Annotated in this window: 24 protein-coding genes and 1 pseudogene; 18 read left to right on the forward strand and 7 right to left on the reverse strand. The window is 61.4% G+C overall.

From position 1 onward, the window contains the following. Positions 1 to 141: pseudogene (locus tag VF672_RS15445) on the forward strand (LysR family transcriptional regulator); the annotation flags it as partial. Between the two features lie 130 nt (positions 142 to 271). Here VF672_RS15445 and VF672_RS15450 read toward each other — a convergent pair. Beyond that, positions 272 to 1288, reverse strand: a complete 1017-nt coding sequence (locus VF672_RS15450; protein WP_331105440.1) for an NADP-dependent oxidoreductase — start codon at positions 1286 to 1288, stop codon at positions 272 to 274. Positions 1289 to 1408: 120 nt separating this feature from the next. On the opposite strand from VF672_RS15450, the gene VF672_RS15455 reads away from it, so the two are divergent. Further along, on the forward strand, positions 1409 to 2275 hold the full coding sequence (locus VF672_RS15455) for a LysR family transcriptional regulator (RefSeq protein ID WP_331105441.1): 867 nt from the start codon (positions 1409 to 1411) through the stop codon (positions 2273 to 2275). Between the two features lie 103 nt (positions 2276 to 2378). Here the strand turns inward: VF672_RS15455 and VF672_RS15460 are convergent, their stop codons facing one another. The 3 genes from VF672_RS15460 to VF672_RS15470 are packed head-to-tail and all read right to left on the reverse strand — an operon-like array spanning position 2379 to position 5619. Beyond that, positions 2379 to 3854, reverse strand: a complete 1476-nt coding sequence (locus VF672_RS15460; protein WP_331105442.1) for an FGGY-family carbohydrate kinase — start codon at positions 3852 to 3854, stop codon at positions 2379 to 2381. A gap of 6 nt (positions 3855 to 3860) precedes the next feature. Then, complete coding sequence (locus VF672_RS15465; protein WP_331105443.1) at positions 3861 to 4793, reverse strand: transketolase family protein; 933 nt, start codon at positions 4791 to 4793, stop codon at positions 3861 to 3863. Continuing rightward, entirely contained in the window at positions 4783 to 5619 is an 837-nt protein-coding gene (locus VF672_RS15470) for a transketolase (protein ID WP_331105444.1), read from the reverse strand. The genes VF672_RS15465 and VF672_RS15470 overlap by 11 nt, the downstream gene beginning before the upstream one ends. Positions 5620 to 5976: 357 nt before the next feature. Between VF672_RS15470 and VF672_RS15475 the strand changes: the two genes are divergently transcribed. The 6 genes from VF672_RS15475 to VF672_RS15500 all read left to right on the forward strand — a co-directional run bounded on the left by VF672_RS15475 (position 5977) and on the right by VF672_RS15500 (position 12198). Continuing rightward, positions 5977 to 6984: an ABC transporter permease gene (locus VF672_RS15475; RefSeq protein WP_331105445.1), complete on the forward strand. Its 1008-nt coding sequence runs from the start codon at positions 5977 to 5979 to the stop codon at positions 6982 to 6984. Between the two features lie 60 nt (positions 6985 to 7044). Next, complete coding sequence (locus VF672_RS15480) at positions 7045 to 7977, forward strand: sugar ABC transporter substrate-binding protein (RefSeq protein ID WP_331105446.1); 933 nt, start codon at positions 7045 to 7047, stop codon at positions 7975 to 7977. Between the two features lie 14 nt (positions 7978 to 7991). Then, a complete protein-coding gene (locus VF672_RS15485; protein ID WP_331105447.1) occupies positions 7992 to 9506 on the forward strand; it encodes a sugar ABC transporter ATP-binding protein in 1515 nt (504 codons plus the stop codon). A 79-nt stretch (positions 9507 to 9585) separates the two neighbouring features. Then, the gene (locus VF672_RS15490) at positions 9586 to 10350 is read left to right on the forward strand and encodes an SDR family oxidoreductase (RefSeq protein WP_331105448.1); all 765 of its coding nucleotides are present in this window, start codon (positions 9586 to 9588) and stop codon (positions 10348 to 10350) included. Positions 10351 to 10375: 25 nt separating this feature from the next. Continuing rightward, positions 10376 to 11188 (forward strand): SDR family oxidoreductase, encoded by an 813-nt coding sequence (locus VF672_RS15495; protein ID WP_331105449.1) that lies wholly within the window; start codon positions 10376 to 10378, stop codon positions 11186 to 11188. Positions 11189 to 11244: 56 nt separating this feature from the next. Further along, on the forward strand, positions 11245 to 12198 hold the full coding sequence (locus VF672_RS15500) for a sugar-binding transcriptional regulator (RefSeq protein WP_331105450.1): 954 nt from the start codon (positions 11245 to 11247) through the stop codon (positions 12196 to 12198). Between the two features lie 45 nt (positions 12199 to 12243). On the opposite strand, the gene VF672_RS15505 is transcribed toward VF672_RS15500, so the two are convergent. Together VF672_RS15505 and katB are read right to left on the reverse strand one after the other, a co-directional pair. After that, positions 12244 to 12804, reverse strand: a complete 561-nt coding sequence (locus tag VF672_RS15505; RefSeq protein ID WP_331105451.1) for an ankyrin repeat domain-containing protein — start codon at positions 12802 to 12804, stop codon at positions 12244 to 12246. 52 nt (positions 12805 to 12856) lie between these two features. Next, complete coding sequence (gene katB / locus VF672_RS15510) at positions 12857 to 14383, reverse strand: catalase KatB (protein WP_414705617.1); 1527 nt, start codon at positions 14381 to 14383, stop codon at positions 12857 to 12859. A gap of 393 nt (positions 14384 to 14776) precedes the next feature. Here katB and VF672_RS24660 point away from each other — a divergent pair, with 393 nt between their 5' ends. Continuing rightward, complete coding sequence (locus tag VF672_RS24660; RefSeq protein ID WP_414705618.1) at positions 14777 to 15160, forward strand: response regulator; 384 nt, start codon at positions 14777 to 14779, stop codon at positions 15158 to 15160. A gap of 205 nt (positions 15161 to 15365) precedes the next feature. After that, positions 15366 to 15878, forward strand: a complete 513-nt coding sequence (locus tag VF672_RS15515; protein ID WP_331105452.1) for a GNAT family protein — start codon at positions 15366 to 15368, stop codon at positions 15876 to 15878. Positions 15879 to 15921: 43 nt separating this feature from the next. Here the strand turns inward: VF672_RS15515 and VF672_RS15520 are convergent, their stop codons facing one another. Then, complete coding sequence (locus VF672_RS15520; RefSeq protein ID WP_331105453.1) at positions 15922 to 16389, reverse strand: TlpA disulfide reductase family protein; 468 nt, start codon at positions 16387 to 16389, stop codon at positions 15922 to 15924. Positions 16390 to 16523: 134 nt separating this feature from the next. Here VF672_RS15520 and arsC point away from each other — a divergent pair, with 134 nt between their 5' ends. From arsC to VF672_RS15560, 8 genes are all read left to right on the forward strand, one after another. Beyond that, the gene (gene arsC, locus VF672_RS15525; RefSeq protein WP_331105454.1) at positions 16524 to 16877 is read left to right on the forward strand and encodes an arsenate reductase (glutaredoxin); all 354 of its coding nucleotides are present in this window, start codon (positions 16524 to 16526) and stop codon (positions 16875 to 16877) included. Beyond that, positions 16874 to 17479: an NAD(P)H:quinone oxidoreductase gene (wrbA, locus tag VF672_RS15530; protein WP_331105455.1), complete on the forward strand. Its 606-nt coding sequence runs from the start codon at positions 16874 to 16876 to the stop codon at positions 17477 to 17479. Before arsC ends, wrbA begins: the two co-directional genes overlap by 4 nt. A 149-nt stretch (positions 17480 to 17628) precedes the next feature. Beyond that, positions 17629 to 18300 carry a DNA-3-methyladenine glycosylase I gene (locus tag VF672_RS15535; RefSeq protein WP_331105456.1) on the forward strand — a complete coding sequence of 224 codons (672 nt, stop codon included), beginning with the start codon at positions 17629 to 17631 and terminating at the stop codon, positions 18298 to 18300. Between the two features lie 90 nt (positions 18301 to 18390). Beyond that, a complete protein-coding gene (locus VF672_RS15540) occupies positions 18391 to 19074 on the forward strand; it encodes a GntR family transcriptional regulator (RefSeq protein ID WP_331105457.1) in 684 nt (227 codons plus the stop codon). A gap of 1291 nt (positions 19075 to 20365) precedes the next feature. Then, positions 20366 to 21316, forward strand: a complete 951-nt coding sequence (locus VF672_RS15545; protein ID WP_331105458.1) for a 4-hydroxyproline epimerase — start codon at positions 20366 to 20368, stop codon at positions 21314 to 21316. Continuing rightward, on the forward strand, positions 21313 to 22449 hold the full coding sequence (locus VF672_RS15550; RefSeq protein WP_331105459.1) for an FAD-binding oxidoreductase: 1137 nt from the start codon (positions 21313 to 21315) through the stop codon (positions 22447 to 22449). Before VF672_RS15545 ends, VF672_RS15550 begins: the two co-directional genes overlap by 4 nt. After that, positions 22442 to 22678, forward strand: coding sequence for a (2Fe-2S)-binding protein (locus VF672_RS15555; RefSeq protein WP_331105460.1), 237 nt, complete (start codon positions 22442 to 22444; stop codon positions 22676 to 22678). The genes VF672_RS15550 and VF672_RS15555 overlap by 8 nt, the downstream gene beginning before the upstream one ends. A 2-nt stretch (positions 22679 to 22680) precedes the next feature. Further along, a partial coding sequence (locus VF672_RS15560; RefSeq protein ID WP_331105462.1) for an FAD-dependent oxidoreductase occupies positions 22681 to 23001 on the forward strand: 321 nt, incomplete at its 3' end.

Below are 23001 nucleotides of genomic sequence, written 5' to 3' on the forward strand. Positions count from 1 at the left end.
AATGGCCTGCTCTGGCGCCTGCCGCCCAGTGGCGGCATTGCCGATGTCGATATCCATTTATTGTGGAATCGCGACCAGAAAATGAGCCGCGCCGAGCACGCTTTCATCGACAGCCTTGCACAGCGGCTTGCGCAGGACTGACGATCTTCAGAGGGTGTTAAAGGAGGCTTCACTGCTATTGCCCCATAAAATCCCGTTCACATATTTGCCGTCCTTTTCGCTAGCTATCCCGATTTCAGATCAAAGCTCTGAAATCGGAAGCATTGAAAACTCAGGCGATAAGCACGATCTTGCCTTGAATACTTCCCCGTGAAGCCCGCTGGTGCGCCTCTGATGCCTGGGCCAGCGTGAAGGTACTGTCAATGACCACGCGGACAGTTCCGTCCTCCAACAAGCGGCCAGCCTCTGCCAGTTGGGTACCGTTGGAGCGCACCTGCGTTGAGGAAACGATGATGCCCAGATCGGCTGCTTCTTTATGCCCGGAGAAGCTCATCGGGTTGACCAGGAAAAGAGCACCGCCCCGCGTTATGACGCTCAGAAAGCGTTCCATATTCGCGCCGCCGACGGCGTCAATGACCAGATCCACGTGCTTTGCGACGTCTTCAGCGGCCGTCAGTGTGTGATCGATAAATTGGTCAGCGCCCAGCTCGCGAAGCATCCCCTCATGCTTACCGGAGGCGACCGCGATGACGCGCGCGCCTTTCCATTTGGCAACCTGCACCGCCAGATGCCCCACTCCACCTCCCGCACCGTTTACCAGCACGGTCTTGCCTCGCAGCGGGACTGGCTGATGCCGAAATGACTGAAAGGGATTCGGCTCTTCGTGGCCCAAGTCAATCAGAAACTGCCAGACCGTGAGCAAGGACATAGGCGCACCTGCGGCCTGGACGTGGTCTATCCCCTCGGGCTTTAACGCCAACTCCGTCTCATCAATGCTTATGTATTCTGCGTAAGCGCCGCTGCCGGTCATCAGATCCTTCGGAAAACGCACCATCGCATAGACGTCGTCACCGACGCTGAATCTGGAAGCTCCGTCGCCCAACGCGACCACCTCTCCCGATACATCCGTGCCTAACGTTAGCGGAAAGCGTGCGTCTGGCCGCCACTCAGGGGGCAAGGCGCGATAGCCGTCTCGCAGAAAAAGGTCCGGCGGGTTAAGGCTTGCCGCATGGACGCGCACAAGCACTTCACCAGGTTGTGCGACGGGTTTGGGCGCGTCCTCGTAACGCAGTACATCAGGGCCGCCGAATGCGTGCAGGCGCACGGCTTTCATCATGTGGTTCATCATGACCTCGTCATCAACGGGGGATGACTTAAGGTAACCGTTGGCACGCACGTTGATAATAAGGCCTGAATTCGTTTCAATGGTGCCATGAAGGAACCAATCGGATTTGAACGACTAAGCGGCTTGATCGCATTCGCCCGCGCTGGCTCTCTGGGGAGCTACCGGGCTGCGGCCCGCTCGCTGTCGATTTCGCCTTCGGCGATCAGTAAGAGTATCCAGCGCCTGGAGCGTCATTTCGGGGTGTCGCTGTTCACCCGTACCACACGCTCGCTAACCCTCACCGTAGAAGGACGCGATATCCATGAGCGGGTGTTGCAGCTGTTGCGTCAGGCAGAAGAGATCGAGCAGGTGGCCAAGTCGGCTCGCTCCGAGCCTGCTGGCACGTTACGGATTGCGGCGTCACTGCCCATCGGGCTGCACATCATCGCGCCCGCCATCGCCGAGTTTCGTCAGCGCTACCCGAAGGTCTTGATCGATCTGCGCTTGAGCGATCAGATCGTCGACTTGGTCGAGGAAGGCATTGATCTGGCGGTAAGGATCGGTGAGCTTTCAGACTCGTCGCTTTTGTCGCGTCGGCTCTTGCCGTACACGCTCGGTTGCTACGCCTCTCCTGACTACCTGGCGAGGCGTGGAACGCCTGAGCATCCTGATGAGCTGGCGCAGCATGAAACGGTCAACCTGCGTTATCAGAACACCGGTCAAACCTTGCGCTGGCCTTTTCGGATCGCCGATAAGGAGATCGAAATGCTGCCGTCATCGCCTGTCGTCGTGGATGCAAGCGAGGCTGTTCTGGCAGCCATGGCTGCTGGCGCGGGGATAGGCATAGCCGCAAGCTTCATGGCAGCTCCGAGGGTGAAGCGTAAAGAGCTGATCCCGATACTCTCCGGGTTCGCAGTGCAGAGGCACAACATCACCGCCATCTGGCCCGAGAGCCGCCGCAGCAATCCTGCGGTGCGCGCCTTTCTGGATATGCTGTTCGAACTTCGCTGATGCCTGCCTCATCGCTGCGCCCCTCTGCGCCGATTCTTCTGACAGTGGGGTTTCAGGCCGGAAAAATGGAGGTGGTCCTCACCTCAGCCAAAGCTCGCTATTCTCAGCAAAGCGTACGCTTCAACGCGTATTTCCACTCGCCATAACACGCCTCCGCGGCCGCACTCGTCACCGGTTCAAAGCGCTCCCGCTGACGCTCAAGACCCGCCAATGCCTCATCACTGTTCCAGATGCCCAACGCCCTGCCCGCCAAGTGTGCCGCGCCGAGGGCGGAGACTTCCGGCGACAGGCTGCGCACCACTGGGCGTTGTAAGAGATCGGCCAGAAAGTGCATCAGCCAGCGATTGCGCGTAGCGCCGCCGTCGACCCAGAGTTCTTTCAGCGGGCTGCCAATGTCCTGCTGCATCGCTTCGAACACATCGCGAATCTGATAGCCGATGGACTCCAGCGAAGCACGTAATATGTGGGCGCCGGAAGTCGCTTCGGTCAAGCCGCAGATCAAGCCACGGGCGTCCGCTTTCCAATGCGGTGCGCCCAGCCCGGACAGTGCAGGGACGAAGTAGACGCCGCCGTTGTTCTGCAGCTGCGCGGCCTGTTCGGCCATCGCATCGAGAGATTCTCCGGCCATCAGCCGCGACGCCCACTGCACGGCGGCTCCCGTATGGACGATGTTGCCTTCCATGGCGTAGGTCGGCGTCGAACCGTCGTGCCAGGCCAGGGTGGTCGACAGGCCATGGGTAGATGCAATGGGCCCGCCCATCGGCGTCATCAATGAGGAGCCCGTGCCGAGCGTAGCCTTGACCAGCCCCGGCGCAAAACCGCCCTGCCCGTAAAGCGCGGCATGGGAGTCGCCGATAACCGACATGACGGGTATCCCCGCAGCCAGTCGATCGAAACGGGCTGTCTCGGCGAAGAATCCCGCGCTGGGTTGAATCGGCGCCAGACTGGCCGCCGGGATGCCGAACAGTGCCAACAGCTCTGTATCCCAGGCGCAGGTGTGCAGGTTGAAGAGTTGAGTGCGGGCCGCATTAGAGTAATCCGTCGCGAACACCTGGTGGCCGCTGAGCTTCCACAACAACCAGCTGTCGACCGTGCCCAGGCAGATGTCACCCGCCGCAGCGCGCGCATGCCCATCTTCCAGGTGGTCGAGAATCCAGCGGAATTTTCCCCCCGAAAACATCGGATCCAGCGCTAGCCCTGTTTTCGCCAGAATGGTCGCCTCGTGCCCTTGTTCATGCAGCTGCGCGCACAGGGATGTGGAGCGCCGACATTGCCAGCTGATACACGGCGACAACGGCTCACCGGTGTGCCGGTCCCAGGCCACCACGGATTCACGCTGGTTGCTGATCGCCACCGCCGTCACCGGCCGATTGACCTGGGCCAGGCATTCGTCAATCGCAGCCAACGTATTGAGCCAGATCGACTGCGGATCCTGCTCTGAAAACCCCGGCTGGGGATGGCTGATGGTCAAAGGCCGCGAGGCCCGGGCGATCACTTGCCCCAGTTCATTGACCAGCACCGCCTTGGCGTTGCTGGTGCCTTCATCAATCGCCAGAATCAGTGGCTTCGCTTCATTCATAGGGGTTCACCGCAAACGCGTGGCAGCGGCCACAATCCCGGCCGCGTCGATGTGATGCAAGGCGCGGGTAGGTTCACGACCACCCGCAGCCGCGTATTCACCATCACCGATGCCCAACCGGATCAAGACGATTCCCAGCCCGGCCTCAGCAATCACTTCGGCCACCAGACTGCCAACGCCCCCATTGATGTTGTGTTCTTCGACGGTGATCACGCCGCGCGCCTTGCGCAGCGCATCGAGCAGCACGTCACGCTGCAAGGGCCTGATGGAAGACAGGTTGATGACTTGCGCGTGAATGCCCTGCCGGGCGAGCAGCTCGGCGGCGTCCACTGCTTCATGCACCACCGACCCAAGCGCAACAATGCTGACATCAGCGCCCTGACGCAAAATATCGACTTGGCCAGGCGCAAAGCGGTATTCGGCGCCGTGCACATCAGGCAAGGCTTTGCCATCCAGGCGGATGTACACCGGCCCCTGATAGCGCAAGGCGTAATCGACAATCTGCCGGCATTCAATGGCATCGGCCGGGGCAAATATCTGCACGTTGCCAAAACCGCGCATCACCGAGATGTCGTCCAGGCTGTGGTGAGTGCTGGCCAGCGGGCCGTAGCTGGTGCCGGCATTAAGCCCGAACATTTTCACGTTGGCCTGGTTGTAGCAGACGTCGACTTTGATCTGCTCATTGGCGCGGGAAATCAAAAACGGCGCAGCGTTGCACGTCGCCGCGATCTTGCCACCCAATGCCAGCCCTGCAGCGACACTGACCAATGACTGTTCGGCGATGCCGACGTTGATGAGTCGCTCGGGGAATTTCGCCATGAAAGGGCCAATCTTGGCAGTGGACGTGGAGTCGCTCACCACCGGCACCACGTCCAGCCCTGCGTCGACAGCCGCAATAAAGGCGTCAACCATGACGCTTGCCAAATGTTCACTCGCCATGACTCAACTCCTCCAATGCCGCGGTGACTTCGTCACCCTTGGGCACGCGATGGTGCCATTCGGGACGGGCTTCGATAAATGACACGCCCTTGCCTTTGACGGTGTGGGCGATCAGCACCTGAGGGCGGCCCGCCTTGGTTTGCATGGTTTCCAGGGCTGCGATCAACTGACCGACATCATTACCGTCGCATTCGCTCACGCCGAAACCGAAGGCGGACCATTTAACGTCCAGCGGGTCGAGCGGCATGATGTCAGCGGTCAAACCGGCCAGTTGCAGCTTGTTCTTGTCGACGATCACGAACAGGTTGTCCAGGCCGTACTTGGCGGCGGCCATGGCTGCTTCCCAGTTGGAGCCTTCGGCCAATTCACCGTCCCCCGTCAGCACGTAAATGCGCTTCTTGTGGCCCGACATCTTCGCTGCCAGCGCGATGCCGACTGCAACAGGCAAACCGTGGCCGAGGGCGCCTGTGTTGAGCTCGATGCCGGGGGTTTTCTGCCGCACCGGGTGGCCCGGCAGGTGGGAATTGAAATGCTGATACGTCGCCAGCCAGTCAGTCGGGATGTACCCGGCCTGGGCGAGGCAGCAATACAAACCGCCAACCCCGTGCCCTTTGCTCTGAATATAGATATCGCGGTCAGGGTCCTCGACGCGCTCGGGGCCGGTATCAAGGATGCGGAAGTACAACGTGGCGAGGATGTCGGTTTGCGACAGGTCGGCCCCCGTGTGGCCACCGGCAGGCGAATCAGCGTTCAAGCGGATGACGTGGCGGCGGATGAGGCGGGCCTGTTCTTTGATCTGAACGGCGTCGTACTGGAAGGCATTCATGCAGCGGCTCCTTTGAGGCTGACCACGCGTGGCGAAATGTCCAGGCTGTTTGAATATTTATTCAGCACTGACAATATATTTCTATTTAGACGCCATTCCGGGTGTGGGTCAAGCGCCTTGGCAGCGGAAAAACTCGCCCTGGCCGAAAAAATGCAGCCGGACAAACGGCCTAAAACAGCGGCGGAAGGCTTTGTCTCGCCACTTTCCAGCAGGCACACACAGCGATCCGAGAAGGAAGGAGAAAATTAAAGCGCTTGACTTTGACCCGGCAGCGCTAGAATCTGAATTAACAGTCAGGCATGCATATTTATTCAAGACGCCTGCAGCACTCCAACAAAAATAACTCAGGAGAAGAACGTGGACGTCAAAGCCTCTGTCCATCGCCCGGCGGATCTAAGCCCGACTCGCCGCCCACGCATCGTGAAAATACTGCCGAGCAATATCGGCGGTCCGCTGATCGGACTTGTCTTGCTGGTGTTGGTGTTCTCTTTCAGCTCCGAATATTTTTTCTCCCTGCGCAATGGCCTTAACATCATTGATCAAGTCACGGTGCTGGGTATTCTCGCCATTGGCATGACCGCGGTGATCGTCATCGGCGGCATTGATCTGTCGGTCGGTTCGGTCTTGGCGTTCTCGATGATGATGCTGGGGTGGCTGTATCAGGATCACGCGGTGCCGCTGGGCTGGGCCATTGCAATCTCGATCGCCACCGGCATGCTCGCAGGCCTGGTGTCGGGCGCCCTGATCACTTACGCCAAACTTCCGCCGTTCATTGCCACCCTGACCATGATGTCGGTCGCACGGGGCCTGGCGAATATCCTCACTGAAGGCCGGCAGATCGTCGGTTTCCCGGACTGGTTCACAAGCCTGGCCACGGTCCGCCACTTCGGCTTTCTGTCGGCCACCGTCGGGTTTTTCCTGGTCATGCTGGCCGTGGCCTGGGTGTTCCTGCGTTTTCGTGCAAGCGGACGCAATCTCTACGCCATCGGCGGCAGCCCTGAAGTGGCGCGCCTGTCCGGCATCAAAGTCCGTGCGGTGACGCTTTGGGTGTATGCCATCAGCGGCGCACTGGCCGGGATTGCCGCGGTGACCCTGGCCGCCCGCCTCGACTCCTCGCAACCCAGTGCGGGGCTCAGCCTCGAACTGGACGCCATCGCCGCCGTCGTGATCGGGGGCGCCAGCCTGAGTGGCGGCGTCGGCAGCATCGGCGGCACCCTCGTGGGCGTACTCATCATCGGGGTGCTGCGCAACGGGCTGAACCTGCTCGGCGTCTCGCCCTTCATTCAGCAAGTGGTGATCGGCGTGGTCATCGCCCTCGCCGTGACCATCGACACCCTGCGTCGCCGCTCCAGCACTGCCCGTTAACCTTGCTTCGCGCTTGATCGAACGTTGACACCCTCCAACAATAAAATCAGGAGTCACCCCATGTTCAGCACCAAGAAATTGCTACTGGCCACCGCACTCGCCGCCGCGACCCTCACCACGGCCGGCACCACCTGGGCCAAGGATCTGACCATCGGCCTGGCCGTGGCCAACCTGCAGGCCGACTTCTTCAACCAGATCAAACAGTCGGTTGAAGCTGAAGGCAAGGCCAAGGGCATCAAAGTGATCACCGTGGATGCTCAGGGAAACTCTTCCACTCAAGTCAGCCAGATTGAAGATTTGATCACCCGGCAAATCGATGTGCTCATCTACATCCCTGCCGGTGCCACCGCCGCCGGCGTCCCCGTGAAGGCCGCCAAAGCAGCCGGGATTCCGGTGATTGCCGTTGACCGCAACGCACCGGACGCCCCAGGCGACACGTTTATCGCCAGCGACAGCGTAGCCGGGGCCAAAGCGCTGGCCGAATACGTCGGCAAGATCACTGACGGCAAAGGTCGCGTGGCAATCCTTCAGGGCCAGCTGGGCACGACCCCGGAAAACGACCGTGCCAAAGGGTTCCAGCAAGGCTTGAGCGCCTTTCCGGGCCTCAAGGTGGTGGCCGAACAACCGGCCGAATGGGCGCAGGACAAAGGGTTCGCCGTGGCGCAGGACATGCTCCAGCGTGACCCGGACATCAGCGTATTTTTCGGCCGTGCCGATGCCATGGCGTTGGGCGCGGCCCAGGCAGTCAAAGTCGGCAACCTCGATCACAAGGTGGTGGTGGTCGGGTTCGATGGTGACGTCGCCGGCCTCAAGGCCGTGCAAAGCGGCGTGCTGAACGCAACCATGACCCAGCAGACGCAGAAAATGGGCCGCTTGGCCGTCGCCTCAGCGATTGACATGAAGGCCGGCAAAGCCGTGCCCAAAGAGCAGTTGCTCGAAACGGTGTTGACCACCAAAGACAACGTCGCGCCTTTCCTGCAACAACACCCGTAAGCCCGGAGGCCGCTATGCACGCTGCTCTGGATAACCGCGAGACACCGTCGGACGCCGTGCTGTGTCTGCACAATATCGGCAAAGCCTATGGCCCGGTTCAGGTGCTGTCGCAGATCAACGTCGACGTGCGACCCGGCGAAGTGCTGGCCCTTCTGGGCGAGAACGGCGCCGGCAAGTCCACGTTGTCGTCGCTTATCGCCGGCCTGATCCCGCCTGAGGCGGGTGGCAGCATGTCATGGCTGGGGCAGACGTATGCGCCCTCCTCGCCCGGTGCTGCGCTGGACGTCGGCATCGGGCTGATCCATCAGGAAATCCGCCTGCTGTCGCAGCTGTCGATTGCGGAAAACATCTTCGTCGGCCGCCTGCCCATGCGCCGCGGAAGAGTCGACCGTGACTACATCGAAGCCCAGGCGCAAAAACAGCTCGAACGTTTGGGGCTGAAGGTGCCCGCGTCACGCAAGGTCGGAGGGTTGAGCGTGGCCGCCCAGCAACTGGTGGAGATCGCCAAGGCGCTGACCCTCAACGCGCGGCTTCTGATTCTCGACGAGCCTACGGCCGCACTGGGTGGTGAGGAAACCGAACTGCTGTTCCAGCAGGTCGAGCGACTCAAGGCCGAAGGCGTGTCATTCATTTACATCAGCCATCGCCTGGAAGAAATCGCGCGCATTGCTGACCGCATTCTGGTGCTGCGCGATGGTCGGCAGATCGCCCTGCACGACACTGCACAAGTGCCGGTGCGTGAGTTGGTGGAGCAAATGGTCGGGCGTAGCCTTGAGCGGATATTCCCCGCGCTGCAACCTCCCAAGGAACAGGTGATGTTGCAGGTCAAAGGGTTGAGCTGTCGTGAATTTGCCCTGCACGACATCGACTTCAGCGTGCGTGCCGGCGAGGTGTTCGGGATCGCCGGCGTCGTCGGTGCCGGACGGACCGAGCTGGTCCGCGTACTGGCCGGCGCCGCCCGGGATATCAAGGGCCACATGCTGCTGGACGGGGAAGTTCGGCACCTGCGCTCGCCTTGCGAAGCGATCCAGGCCGGTGTGGTACTGGTGCCGGAAGACCGCAAGCAACAAGGCGTCGTGGTCGAGCACCGGATAGAAGACAACATCATGTATGGCAACACCGATCTGCTGGACAAGCATGGCTGGGTATTCCCCGGACGCCTGCGGGAATTCGCACAGACAGCGGCCACCCGCCTGGGCGTCAAAGGCGCGCCGCAGCAACGGATCTCCAGCCTGTCAGGGGGTAACCAGCAGAAGGTGATCATTGCCAAGTGGCTGGCCCGCAACCCGAAGGTGTTCATCCTCGATGAGCCCACCCGAGGCATCGACGTCGGCGCCCGAGCAGCGATCTATGAAGTCATCGCAGACCTGGCCGCCAACGGCATGGCGGTCATTGTCGTCAGCTCGGACCTCGACGAGGTGCTGGGGCTGTCTCACCGGGTGATGGTCATGAGCCGCGGCCGGCAGATGGGCATTCTGCAGCGTGACGAAGCGACGCCGGTTTCGGTGATGGAGATGGCCACGGCATGAACGCTCTGTCTGCGTGAGCACCCTGGTTTAGCGACAACATTTCGTGTGACAACACACAACAACTGACACGGAGTACCCCATGCAACTCTTCAGTCTTGAAGGCCAAGTGGCCTTTGTCACCGGTGCAGGCAGCGGCATTGGCCAGGCCATCGCGGTAGGTCTGGCAGAAGCCGGCGCCGATGTGGCCTGTTTCGACCTGCCGAACAGTCCCGGCATCCACACCACGGTTGAACGGATTCAAACAGTGGGCCGCAAGGCACTGGCGCTGGCTGGCACGGTCACCGAGCGCGCCGCGCTGGATGCCGCTGTCGCCCGTACCGAGCGTGAGCTGGGTGAACTGAGTGTCGCGGTGAACTGCGCTGGCATCGCCAACGCTCAGGCGGCCGAGGACCTGGAGCTGCAACGCTGGCAAACCACGCTGGACATCAACCTGACGGGTATCTTCCTCAGCTGTCAGGCCCAGGCCGCCGTCATGCTGCCACGCGGCAAAGGCGCCATCGTCAACATCGCGTCCATGTCCGGCAGCATCGTCAATCGGGGTTTGTTACAGGCCCACTACAACACGTCCAAGGCCGGGGTGATTCACTTGAGCAAAAGCCTGGCCATGGAATGGGCCGACAAGGGTCTGCGCGTGAATTGCATCAGCCCTGGCTACACCGCGACGCCGATGAACTCACGCCCCGAAGTGGCGGATCAGGTGAAGATTTTCGAACAGACCACGCCGATGGGCCGCATGGCCAGCGTCGAAGAAATGGTCGGCCCGGCGATTTTTCTGGCCAGCCGCGCATCGTCGTTCTGCACCGGCGTCGACCTGCTGGTCGATGGCGGTTTCGTTTGCTGGTAGCGCGTTTTTGACTGGAGCCCCAATCATGTCGACTGTTTCTTCAAACCGTTTTAGCGGTAAAACCGTGGTCATTACCGGCGCTTGCCGTGGCATCGGCGCGGGCATTGCCGAGCGCTTCGCACAGGAGGGCGCCAACCTGGTGATGGCGTCCAACGACCTGGAGCGTGTGACCTTCACCGCCGAACAACTGGCCAACGAGTATTCGGTCAACGTCCTGCCCCTGGCGATTGACGTCACGAGCGAAGGCGACATCGAGCAGCTTTACCGCGAGGCCCATGAGCGCTTTGGCAGTATCGATGTCTCGGTGCAGAACGCTGGCATCATCACCATCGACCACTACGACAAGATGCCCCGCGCTGACTTCGACAAAGTCTTGCAGGTCAACACCACCGGCGTCTGGCTCGGTTGCCGTGAAGCCGCCAAGTACATGGTCAGACAAGGCAGCGGCCGTTTGATCAACACGTCATCGGGCCAAGGCCGCCAGGGCTTCATTTACACCCCGCACTACGCTGCCAGCAAAATGGGCGTGATCGGCATCACCCAAAGCCTGTCGCTCGAACTGGCCAGGCACAACATCACCGTCAACGCGTTCTGCCCCGGGATCATCGAAAGCGAAATGTGGGACTACAACGACCGGGTGTGGGGCGAGATCCTCAGCACCGACGAAAAGCGTTATGGCAAAGGCGAACTGATGGCCGAATGGGTAAAAAATATCCCTTTGCGTCGCGCCGGCAAGCCGTCGGATGTCGCCGGCCTGGTGGCGTTTCTGGCCTCGGATGACGCGGCCTACCTCACCGGCCAGGCGATCAATATCGACGGCGGCCTGATCATGTCGTAACGCGCGGTGCCGGTTTGGTATCCTCACCGGCTATTGATGCATTGACTGAGGCCTTCATGAGCCAAATGGAAGAACGGCGCCTGATCACCAAGATCGCCAGCCTGTATTACGAAGAAGGACTCAAACAGTCCGACATTTCCAAACAGCTCGACTTGTCGCAATCCTTCATCAGCCGTGCACTGCGCCGGGCGTTACAGGAAGGCGTGGTCAAAATCAGCGTCATGCGCCTGCAAGGCATGCACCTGGAACTGGAAAGCCAGCTGCAACGCCGCTACGGCGTGCGCCGCGTGATTGTGGTCGAAGCCACCCAGCCCGGCGACGACGAAAGCATCAAACAAGCTATCGGCACGGCTGCTGCACACTACCTGGAAACCAGCCTCTCGCCGCAAGACATCATCGGCATCTCCTCGTGGAGCAGCACCATCCGCGCCGCGGTTGGCCATCTGCATGCCCAGCCGGGCAAACAGGGCGCGCAGGAAGTCGTGCAGCTGCTCGGAGGCGTCGGCAACAAGGGCGCGTTCGAGGCGACGTTACTGACCCAGCGCCTGGCCAACCTGCTCAATTGCCCGGCGTTCCTCCTGCCCTCGCAAAGCATCGAGCAATCGGTGCAAAGCAAGCAGCGAATCATCGAGATGGAAGAGGTCAAGGAAGTATTAAACCGCTTCGACAGCATCACGTTGGCGATCGTCGGCATCGGCGAACTGGAACCCTCACAACTGCTGCGCAACAGTGGCAACTATTACACCGAAGACATGCTTCGCCTGTTGGCCGAACGCGGTGCCGTGGGCGACATCTGCCTGCGTTACTTCGACGCCGACGGCAACGCGGTGCTGGATGAAGATGAAGAGTTCGTCGTGTCCGTGGCCCTGCCCAAACTTCTTGCGATCCCGCGTGTGCTCGGCCTGGCTGGCGGCGCAAGCAAAGTGCAGGCAATCCGCGGCGCGCTCAAGGGCGGTTACCTGGACATTCTCATCACCGACCTGAACACAGCGCAGGCGCTGAATGCCTGATCCGGCTTCCTGTGTTCTTGGAAAAACCGAGGCGGGCTCCCACGTTTAACGGATTGCAGGCAACGGCTGGAATTCACCGCGCTCCAGGTTCTGCACCCGGTTGCCCATGGCGTCGGTTGCATCGAGATCCGCGCCTTTGGCGGCCAATGCATCGAGAACATCCTTGCGATGGAACAGCGCCGCGTACATCGCCGCCGTCTGACCCGCGTTATTGCGTTCATCGGGCGCGCAGTCAGCGTCGACCAGTTGCCGGGCAATGCTCAGTTCGCCTTTGAAGATCGCCCCCATCAAGGCCGTGTTGCCTCTCAAATCCTTGGTGCAGGGATCGGCGCCAGCGTTGAGTAGCAGCGTGACGGTAGGTTGCTGGCCGTGGTACGCGGCGAGAATCAGGGCGGTGTAGCCTTTTTCGTCCTGTACGTTCAGATCGAACCTGGCCGTGATGAACTCGTTGAGCATGTCTTGGCGGCCGTCTCGGGCGGCCTGGAAAAACAGCTCCCGAAGTTGCGCCTGAGTGTCGGCGGCGGGGCCGGCTTGGGTGTCTGACGGGCTGGCGTGTGCCACCCCCGCCGTTATACAGAGCAGCAAGGCGTAAAGAGTTGTGCGCATGTGATGTCCTCCGCAAGCCCCGACCCGCCTGCAAGCGGGCCGAGGCGGTCGATCAGTCTTTCAGTGCGGCGGCCAATTGCTTGACCTTGGCCAGATCGCCGTTGGCAACCTTGGCGACGCCCGTGCCGTATTCCGGATCAGCCTTGTAGAGGAACGACAGCATGATGTTCTTGCTTTCGGTGTCGGTGGTCGCCAGCGATTCACCGAAGCTCTGGATCAGGTCCTCGCGGTCCTTCTTGCTGTAGGAGCGATACAAATCGCCCGCCTGCTTGAAGTTTTGCTCTTTCTGGATCTTGGCCTGTTGCGTGCTGCCGGACAGAGGCAGTTGGCTGTAGCGCGCCTGTTCATCCGCTGGACGCGGATTGAGTCGGCTCGGCTCGTAGTTCACGCCGGTCGTGGTGTGCCCGGTATTGAGCGCGCCGTCCTGGTTGCCGTTGTTGACCTTGACCCGTGGCGCGTTGATGGGGAGGCTCAACACGTTGGCGCCCACACGATAGAGCTGCGTGTCAGCGTAGGAAAAGACCCGGCCTTGCAGCAGACGGTCTTCGGAAGGCTCGATACCCGGCACGACGTTGGCTGGCGCCATGGCGACCTGCTCGGTTTCCTGGAAGAAGTTATCCACGTTCTTGTTCAGGACCATCTGGCCGATTTTGCGCTCGGGAATGGCTGGCCAGATTTTGGTGGCGTCCAGCGGGTCGAATTCAAACTTCGCCAGGTCTTCAGGCTTGACCACCTGGACGTACAGGTCCCACTTCGGAAAGTCGCCCTTGTTGATGGCGGCAACCAGATCGTTGGTCAGGTGGCTGTAGTCCTTGGACTGCACTTCAGCGACTTGCTTGGGATCGAGGTTTTTCAGGCCTTGCAGGCTCTTCCAGTGAAACTTCACATAGTGGACTTCGCCCTTGGCATTCACCAGTTTGTAGGCGTGCACGCCGTTGCCGTCCATGGTGCGATAGCTGGCGGGTGTGCCTTCGTTGGAGTACAGCAAGGTCAACGTGCGCGTGGCTTCCGGGACGTGGGAGAAGAAGTCGAAACGCCGCGAGTCGTCATCCAGGTTGGTGCGCGGGTCAGGCTTGAAGGCGTGGACCATGTCCGGGAACTTGATCGCGTCGCGGATGAAGAACGTCGGGAAGTTATTGCCGACCAGGTCCCAATTGCCGTCGGCCGTGTAGAACTTGGTGGCAAAACCACGCGGGTCACGCAGGGTTTCAGGGGAGTGGTTGCCGTGGACAACGGCGGAGAACCGCACGAAGACCGGGGTGTGCTCGCCTTTGCGGAAGACCCTGGCTTTGCTCAGATCCGAGGCGTCGTCGGACGCGACAAATTCGCCATGCACACCCGTACCGCGCGCATGCACGACACGCTCCGGAATGCGTTCACGGTCGAAGCGCTGGAGTTTCTGCAGCAATTGCACGTCTTGCAAAAGGACCGGACCGTTCGGGCCGGCGGTCTGGGAGTTCTGGTTATCACCGACGGCCGCGCCGTTGTCACGGGTCAGGGTGTCTGCGTACGCTGCCGACGTGACCATCAGGCTTGCGCCAATCAGGCTGGCAGCGATTGGGGAGCGGGGTAAATACATCTTGGACTCTCTCTGTTTTCTGGTTGTTGTGAGAGTGAAAGCCTACGGCTAGAGCCCGCGGACGCTGAATGAGTTCTGACTATGTGCTTGATACATTTAAAAATATTGACGATTAGCCGACAGGCATCACGACCTTGCGTCGCACCAAGTGCCTGCCAGCGCCTGCCCTCCGGGTTCGACATAGCAGCACCCCGTCTTCAGAGGCGAAGCAGCACAAAACCAGGAAGCGTGCCGAGCGCCACAATCAGCACGCTGACCTTCTGCCCCGACTGCCCGCGCAGCAGCGCTCGCTGCATTGAAAGCGCCCTTCAGGAACCTGAGTCGAGGCAGTATGGAAGTGGGAACCCACAGACGGTGACCCAGTCCAACCGCATGACAAACCAGCATGGGCATATGACAGTGTTATCAACCGTTTTAGTGGTGGAAGACGACTGGCTCATCCGAAGTTTGATCCATGAAATTTTAGAGACGGAAGGCTTTGAGGTAGTGACAGCAGAAACAGGCGACGATGCTTGGGACTGGTTGTGCGAGACATCAGGAGGGGCAGATCTCATATTGTCCGACATCCATATGCCGGGTGGGCTGAGCGGTATCGGCCTGGCAAATCGGGTGCAAGCCCATTGGCCCCGCATACCTGTGATCTTGTCCTCCGGGGGGCGAGGGCAACAAATCCTTGAGTCTGGGTATGCTCCACTTTTCATCCCCAAGCCTTGGCACTCACAGGATATAGGGACAATTTGTCGGCGCGCTTTGGTCTTGGCAATCAATCGACAGTGAGCCCGCGGGCCTGTGGCGTTGCGTCTGACGGGCCAAGCGGAGGGCGCCATTGCATGCTTTCGCAGCCTTCGGCAGCGCTTTAAAGCTGCGCGAGGGCAAAGGTGGTGTGGACAGGTTACAAAGGCGCTGGCTCGGCTGGATTGATGCCTACAATAGATGAAGTCATCAAGGCCGCTGCCACCGGTGAGAGAAACGAGAAGATAAGATGGACATGTCAAACCTTAAGCTCGCCCGGGTGACGCGCGCAGATCTCGATGAGCTTCTACACGCGAATCGTGAAAGCCGGGAGTACCACGGTCGCTGGGTACAGCCGTTTACAACCGCTGCGGGGTTTGAGGAGTGGTATGCGGCCCAAATCACAGGCGCAAGCGTTGGGCTACTGGCTCGCGATAGAGCATCTGGCCAGATTGTTGGAGTGACCAACCTGAGCCAGATTGTCTACAAAGGATTTCAGAACGCCTATCTCAGCTACTGGGGCATGGTCTCGTTTGCCGGAACGGGAAGAATGTCCCAAGCCGTAGAACTGACGACGCGGTATGCCTTTGAAGAGCTGGGTCTTCACCGTATTGAGGCCAATATTCAACCTGAAAACATGCGTTCAATAGCGCTTGTGCAACGCCTCGGATTTCGGAAAGAGGGGTTTTCTCCGAAATACCTTCAGATCGCCGGGGTCTGGTGCGATCACGAGCGCTGGGCGCTTCTGGCCGATGAGCGTTGATCAGCGATCAACCCCATTGTGCAACCAAGTGACTTGATCTGCCTCAGCCCTTCCCTTTCAACTCCGCCAGCTTTTGCATCACGCCGGCCGCAGTCTGTTCACCCATCAGCTGCTCGCGCACTTTGCCCTTGTCGTCGATGATGTACGTCACCGGCAGGGCCTCGCTTTTCGGCAGGTCGTAATGGTCGGCGGGGTCTTGCGCCAGCACGGTGAAGGTGATGCCGAGCGCTTTGCTGGCGCTCTTGAGGTCTTCGCCCTGGAGGTTGTCGAAATTGACGCCGAACACGCTGACGTTCTGCCCTTTGACCTGCTCGGACAGCCTGTTCAGCTCGGGAATTTCGGTCCGGCACGGGCCGCACCATTCGGCCCAGTAGTTGACCACCAGCCAGTGTTTGTCGACGCGGTTGCTGGCCACTTTCTCGCCGTTCTGATCAGTGCCCAGGTCCACGCCGCACCCGCTGAGCAGCAGACTCCCGATGAGGGCTGCCGCCGCTGCCAATCGCCTTGCCATGATGCCGTTTCCTTCTAGATGCTGTTTTCTGCCGGATCTGCGCGACGCCGACCGCGCATCGCTCACGCCTGATACCGGTCATTGCCGTGACGACGGTAGAATAGCCGCCACCTCAGGCAAGATGCGACCCGCAAATGACCGATCTCACGCTTTATCACAACCCGCGTTGCACCAAATCCCGTGGCGCGCTGGCATTGCTTGAAGCCCGCGGCCTGACGCCGACCATCATCCGTTATCTCGAAACCCCGCCCGACGCCGCGCAACTGCGCGAGGTGCTGCGCCAGCTGAACATCGGCGCGCGCGGGCTGCTGCGCACCGGGGAAGACGCCTACACCACCCTGAATCTGGCCGACACCGGCCTGAGCGACGAGCAACTGATTGCCGCCATGGCGGCGCACCCCGCGTTGATCGAACGCCCCATCCTGGTTGCTGGCGACAAGGCCGTGATCGGCCGTCCGCCGGAAAACATCCTGGAGATCCTGCCATGAGTGCGCCGTATATTCTGGTTCTGTTTTACAGCCGCAACGGCGCGACAGCCGAGATGGCCCGGCAGATCGCCCGTGGCGTCGAGATGACCGGCATGGAAGCGCGACTGCGCACCGTGCCGGCGGTGTCCACTGACTGCGAAGCCGTGGCGCCGAGCATTCCGGACGCCGGCGCGCTGTACGCCTCCCTCGACGACCTGAAAAACTGCGCCGGCCTGGCGCTGGGCAGCCCGACCCGCTTTGGCAACATGGCCGCGCCGTTGAAGTACTTTCTCGACGGCACCAGCAACCTGTGGCTGACCGGCGCGCTGGTGGGCAAACCGGCCAGCGTGTTCACCTCCACCGCCAGCCTGCACGGCGGCCAGGAAACCACGTTGCTGTCGATGCTGCTGCCCTTGCTGCACCACGGCATGCTCATCAGCGGTTTGCCGTACAGCGAAGCGGCGTTGATCGACACACGTGGCGGCGGCACGCCGTATGGCGCCAGTCATCACGCCGGCGCCGATGGCAAGCGTGCGCTGGACGAGCACGAAACCGCCTTGTGCCGCGCGCTGGGGCAGCGTCTGGCGAAAACCGCTCGGTTGCTCGACCCGGCGCAGGGCTAGACAGCCCAAGGCGTTGATCGCGCTCGATCTGGCTGGAACCCCTCGCTCAAACCCGGTCAAACACAGGGCCCCATTTCGGGGCTCTGCATCAATACAGGGAAATGCGCTACTTCAGCGATCGCGCTCATGAATTTTGTTTTGGAGAGGGCATGCAAGACTACAAATGGCTCAATGAATACTGTCTCAATCGTTTTGGTTCCGCCGCCGCCCTCGAGGCGCATCTGCCGTCCCCCTCTTCGCCTAAAAAGCTCAAGGCCCTCAGCGACGACCGTTACCTGTCGACCATGGCGCTGCGGGTGTTTCGTGCCGGCCTCAAGCACAGCCTGGTGGACGCCAAATGGCCGGCCTTCGAACAAGCCTTCTTCGGTTTTGATCCGGAGAAAGTCACGCTGATGGGCGGCGATCATCTGGAGCGCCTGATGCAGGATGCGCGGATCATCCGTCATCTGGGCAAGCTCAAGAGCGTGCCGCGCAACGCACAGTTGATCCTGGACATCGCTCACGAACACGGCAGCTTCGGCAACTTCATCGCTGAATGGCCGGTGACTGACATAGTCGGGTTGTGGCGCTACCTGTTCAAACACGGCAATCAAATGGGCGGGCTGTCATCACCGCGGTTTCTGCGCATGGTCGGCAAGGACACGTTTATTCCCAGCCATGACGTGGTCGCCGCGCTCAATGCACAGAAGATCGTTGACCGCGTGCCCAGCAGCCAGCGCGATCAGGCCGCGGTGCAGGCGGCGTTCAACCAGTGGCATGCGGAAAGCGGCCGGCCGATGTGTCAGCTGTCGATGATGCTGGCGTACACCGCCAACCATTGATCCTGTTATCGGCCGGCTGAAAAGACACAGCGCGTAACAAATCGGACGTCGTATACAATATCCGCCATTCGCCCCTTTCGAGTCATTCGCGTGCCTTTCCTTCTTTCTGACGCCCCCAACCTCGGCGTCGCGCCCTCTGCGTCCGAGGTCATTTCCAGGTATCTGCGCGAGTCGATCATCTCCGGCCAGTTCGCCGAGGACGAGCCGATTCGCCAGGACGACATCGCCCGCGCGTTCAACGTCAGCAAGATCCCGGTCCGTGAAGCGCTCAAGCGTCTGGAAGCCGAGGGGCTGGTGCAGTTCCAGCGCAACAAGGGCGCCGTGGTCACGCGGATTTCCGAGCCGGAACTGGCGCAGATTTTTGAAGTGCGGGTGCTGCTGGAAGTCCAGGCCATTCGCCTGGCCGTGCCGAGGATGACCGCCGCGCAGCTGGATCGGGCGCGGGCGATCTGTGACGAGTTCATGCGCGACGACGACATCGGGCGCTGGGCCGAGCTGAACTGGGCGTTTCATACGTGCTTGTATGAGGCGGCGCAGCGGCCGTTCCTGCTGAACATGATTCGCTCGATCCACGACAAGGTCGAACGCTACCTGCGCGTGCAAATGAGCTTCGACGAAGGCAAGGAGCGCGCCGATCTGGAACACCGCGAGATCCTCAACGCCTGTGCCGATCGTGACGTGGACAAAGCCGCCGAGCTGATCGAACACCACATCATCGGCGTCTGCCGAGCGCTCTACGCCCACCTGCCCCACGCGGTGCTCAGCGAAATCTGATCCGCGACGGGCTGTGCCGATTTCGTCATCGACGCAGGCGAAATCGGTCAAGACCCAGGACCGGATTGGCGTCACGCTGGGTCCACTATGAACGCCCAACTTCTGCGGTGTGACCACCGACGCTTTCCCGGCTGAAGCCGGTCCCACAAGGGATCGTGGTAGCCAGCCCCACCGGGTGGACGCAGGGCTTTTAGTGGGACCGGCTTTCGGGTGTACGCGCCGCTTGCTTTTAGTGGGACCGGCTTCCGGGTGTACGCGCCGCTTGCTTTTAGTGGGACCGGCTTTAGCCGGTAAGAGGCCAGCGTTAACACTACAGATCCTGCAGCGTGACCACCGACGCTTTCCCGGCTGAAGCCGGTCCCACAAGGGATCGTGGTAGCCAGCTCCACTGGGTGGACGCAGGGCTTTTAGTAGGACCGGCTTTAGCCGGGAAGAGGCCAGCGTTAACACCGCAGATTTTGCAGCGTGACGACGGACGCTTTCCCGGCTGAAGCCGGTCCCAAAAGGATCGCGGTAGCCAGCCCCACTGGGTGAACGCAGGGCTTTTAGTGGGACCGGCTTTAGCCGGGAAGAGGACAGCGTTAACACCACAGATTTTGCAGCGTGACGACGGACGCCTTCCCGGCTGAAGCCGGTCCCACAAGGATCGTGGTAGCCAGCCCCACTGGGTGGACGCAGGGCTTTTAGTAGGACCGGCTTTAGCCGGGAAGAGGCCAGCGTTAACACCACAGATTTTGCAGCGTGACGACGGACGCTCTCCCGGCTGAAGCCGGTCCCACAAGGGATCGTGGTAGCCAGCTCCACTGGGTGGACGCAGGGCTTTTAGTAGGACCGGCTTTAGCCGGGAAGAGGCCAGCGTTAACACCACACATCCTGCAGCGTGACGACGGACGCTTTCCCGGCTGAAGCCGGTCCCACAAGGATCGTGGTAGCCAGCCCCATTGGGTGGACGCAGGGCTTTTAGTAGGACCGGCTTTAGCCGGGAAGAGGCCAGCGTTAACACCACAGATTTTGCAGCGTGACGACTGACGCTCTCCCGGCTGAAGCCGGTCCCACAAGGGATCGTGGTAGCCAGCTCCACTGGGTGGACGCAGGGCTTTTAGTAGGACCGGCTTTCGGGTGTACGCGCCGCTTGCTTTTAGTAGGACCGGCTTTAGCCGGGAAGAGGCCAGCGTTAACACCACAGATTTTGCAGCGTGACGACGACGCTTTCCCGGCTGAAGCCGGTCACACAGGGTTATGCGCTGTTTCGGTTGAGAGCAAACCATTACCTACCGTTTGAGGTGAATACATGAAACGCATCCAGATCCTCGACTCGCACACCGGCGGCGAGCCTACGCGGCTGGTGCTTGACGGGTTTCCCGACCTTGGGCCGGGCAGCATGGCGGAGCGGCGTCGGCGGTTGGGGGACGAGTTCGACGACTGGCGCGCAGCTACCGTGCTCGAACCGCGTGGCAGCGATGTATTGGTGGGCGCGCTGTTGTGCGAGCCGGTCGACCCTGAGGCGTGCGCCGGGGTGATCTTTTTCAACAACACCGGCTACCTCGGCATGTGCGGCCACGGCACCATCGGGCTGGTGGTGTCGCTGGCGCATCTGGGCAAAATCGGCCCAGGCGTGCACCGCATCGAAACCCCGGTCGGCACGGTGCAGGCCACGCTGCACGAGGACCGCTCCGTCAGTGTCGACAACGTCCCCTCCTACCGCTACCGCAAGCAGTTCGTGATCGACGTGCCTGGACTGGGCAGCGTGACCGGTGATATTGCCTGGGGCGGCAACTGGTTTTTCCTCATCTCTACGCATGGCCTCAATGTGGCTGCCGACAACCTCGACGCGCTCACCGATTACACCTGGAAGGTCCGTCAGGCGCTGGAAAGCCAGGGCATTCGCGGCGAAGACGGCGGCGTCATCGATCACATCGAGCTGTTCGCCGACGACGACCTCGCCGACAGCCGCAACTTCGTGCTCTGCCCCGGCAAAGCCTACGACCGCTCCCCGTGCGGCACCGGCACCAGCGCCAAGCTGGCCTGCCTGGCTGCGGACGGTAAGCTTGAGCCTGGCACCCTCTGGCGGCAGGCCAGCGTCATCGGCAGTCAGTTCGAAGGCAGCTTCGTCTGGGAGCACGGCGAACGACAGGAAGGCGATCGCATCGTGCCGAGCATTCGTGGCCGCGCGTACATCAGCGCCGAGGCCACCTTGCTGCTGGACGACGAAGACCCCTTCGCCTGGGGCATTCGCTCGTGACCGACGGGGCCACGCTGCAAGGCAACGCCGCTGATGTGATCGTGGTGGGCGGCGGCATCGTCGGGGCTGCCTGCGCGGATGAATTGGCATCCCAAGGTCTGCACGTGCTGGTGCTCGATTCCAGGCGCCCCGCCGCAACCGCTGCCGGCATGGGCCATCTTGTGGTGCTGGACCACAGCGCGGCCGAACTGGCGCTGGGTGAATACTCCGTCAGGGCCTGGCGCGAACTGGCGCCGCACATGCCGGATGACTGCGCGATGCGCACCAACGGCACGCTGTGGCTGGCCTGCAACGAGGAAGAAATGGCCGAAGCCGAGCGCAAACACACCGCGCTGAGCGACTACGGCCTGGCGTGCGAGTTGTTGTCCGATGCCGAGCTGGCACGCGCCGAGCCGTCCCTGCGCCGGGGCCTGATGGGTGCGTTAAAGGTCAGCGGCGACGGCATTCTGTACGCGCCCAACGCCGCGCGCTGGCTGCTGCAGCGTCAGGCGGCGCGGGTTGTCCAGCGTCAGGCCGAAGTCACCCACGTTGAGGGCAACCGAGTCCGGCTGGCAAGCGGCGAATACCTGCAGGCACCGGCTGTTGTGCTGGCCAGCGGTATTTATGCACGCGAGCTGTGCCCCGACCTGCCCCTGCAAGCGAAGAAAGGCCACCTGCTGATCACCGACCGTTACCCCGCGCAGATCACCCACACGCTGGTTGAACTGGGCTACGTCACCAGCGCCCACAAAGGCAACGGCCCTTCGGTGGCGTTCAATGTGCAGCAGCGCCCGACGGGCCAGCTGTTTGTCGGGTCATCGCGGCAGTTCGACAATCACGACCCGGAGGTCGACGCCGCCATGCTCGGGCGGATGCTGCGCCGGGCGATGGATTTTCTCCCAGGCCTTGGCGAGCTGAACGGGATTCGCAGCTGGACCGGGTTTCGTTCCGCCAGCCCTGACGGTCAGCCGCTGATCGGCGAGCATCCGCATCAACCCGGTCTGTGGCTGGCGGTCGGGCATGAAGGCCTTGGCGTGACAACCGCGCCGGGCACTGCCCGCTTGCTCGCCGCCCAAATGCTGCGCACTCCACCGCCCCTCGACCTTGAACCGTATCTGCCGCAACGCTTTATCGGAGCCCGCGCCCATGCCTGAATTGAGCATCGATGGTCAGCCTTTTCGCTTCGCTCAGGGCACTACGGTGGCCGCCGCGCTGATGTCGAGCGGGGATCGCTGCAGCCGCACCTCGGTCAGCGGCCAGCGGCGCGCGCCGCTGTGTGGGATGGGCATCTGTCAGGAATGCCGGGTGAGCATCGACGGCCTGCGCCGGCTGGCCTGCCAGACGATTTGCCGCGATGGCATGCAGGTGGAGACGCGGCCATGACCATGGGAACAACTGAGCATGCCGATCTGCTGATCATCGGCGCAGGTCCGGCCGGTATGGCGGCGGCATTGTCTGCGGCCTCGGCTGCGGCGCCGCGTGGTTTGAGCATCGCCGTTCTCGATGACAACCCGTTGCCGGGTGGGCAGATCTGGCGCGACGGCCCGAATGCTCAGGTGCCGAAACAGGCCCGGGACATGCGCGAGCAGTTGCAGGCCTTCAGCGGGATTCGTGTGCACAGCGGCTGCAAAGTGGTCGCGCTGGCGGGGCCCAAGCGGTTGCTGGTCGAGGACGCCGAGCGCGGCTGGGTGTTGAGGTACAACGTA

Source organism: Pseudomonas sp. (assembly GCF_036387035.1).
In the GTDB taxonomy this organism is placed as follows: Bacteria; Pseudomonadota; Gammaproteobacteria; order Pseudomonadales; family Pseudomonadaceae; genus Aquipseudomonas.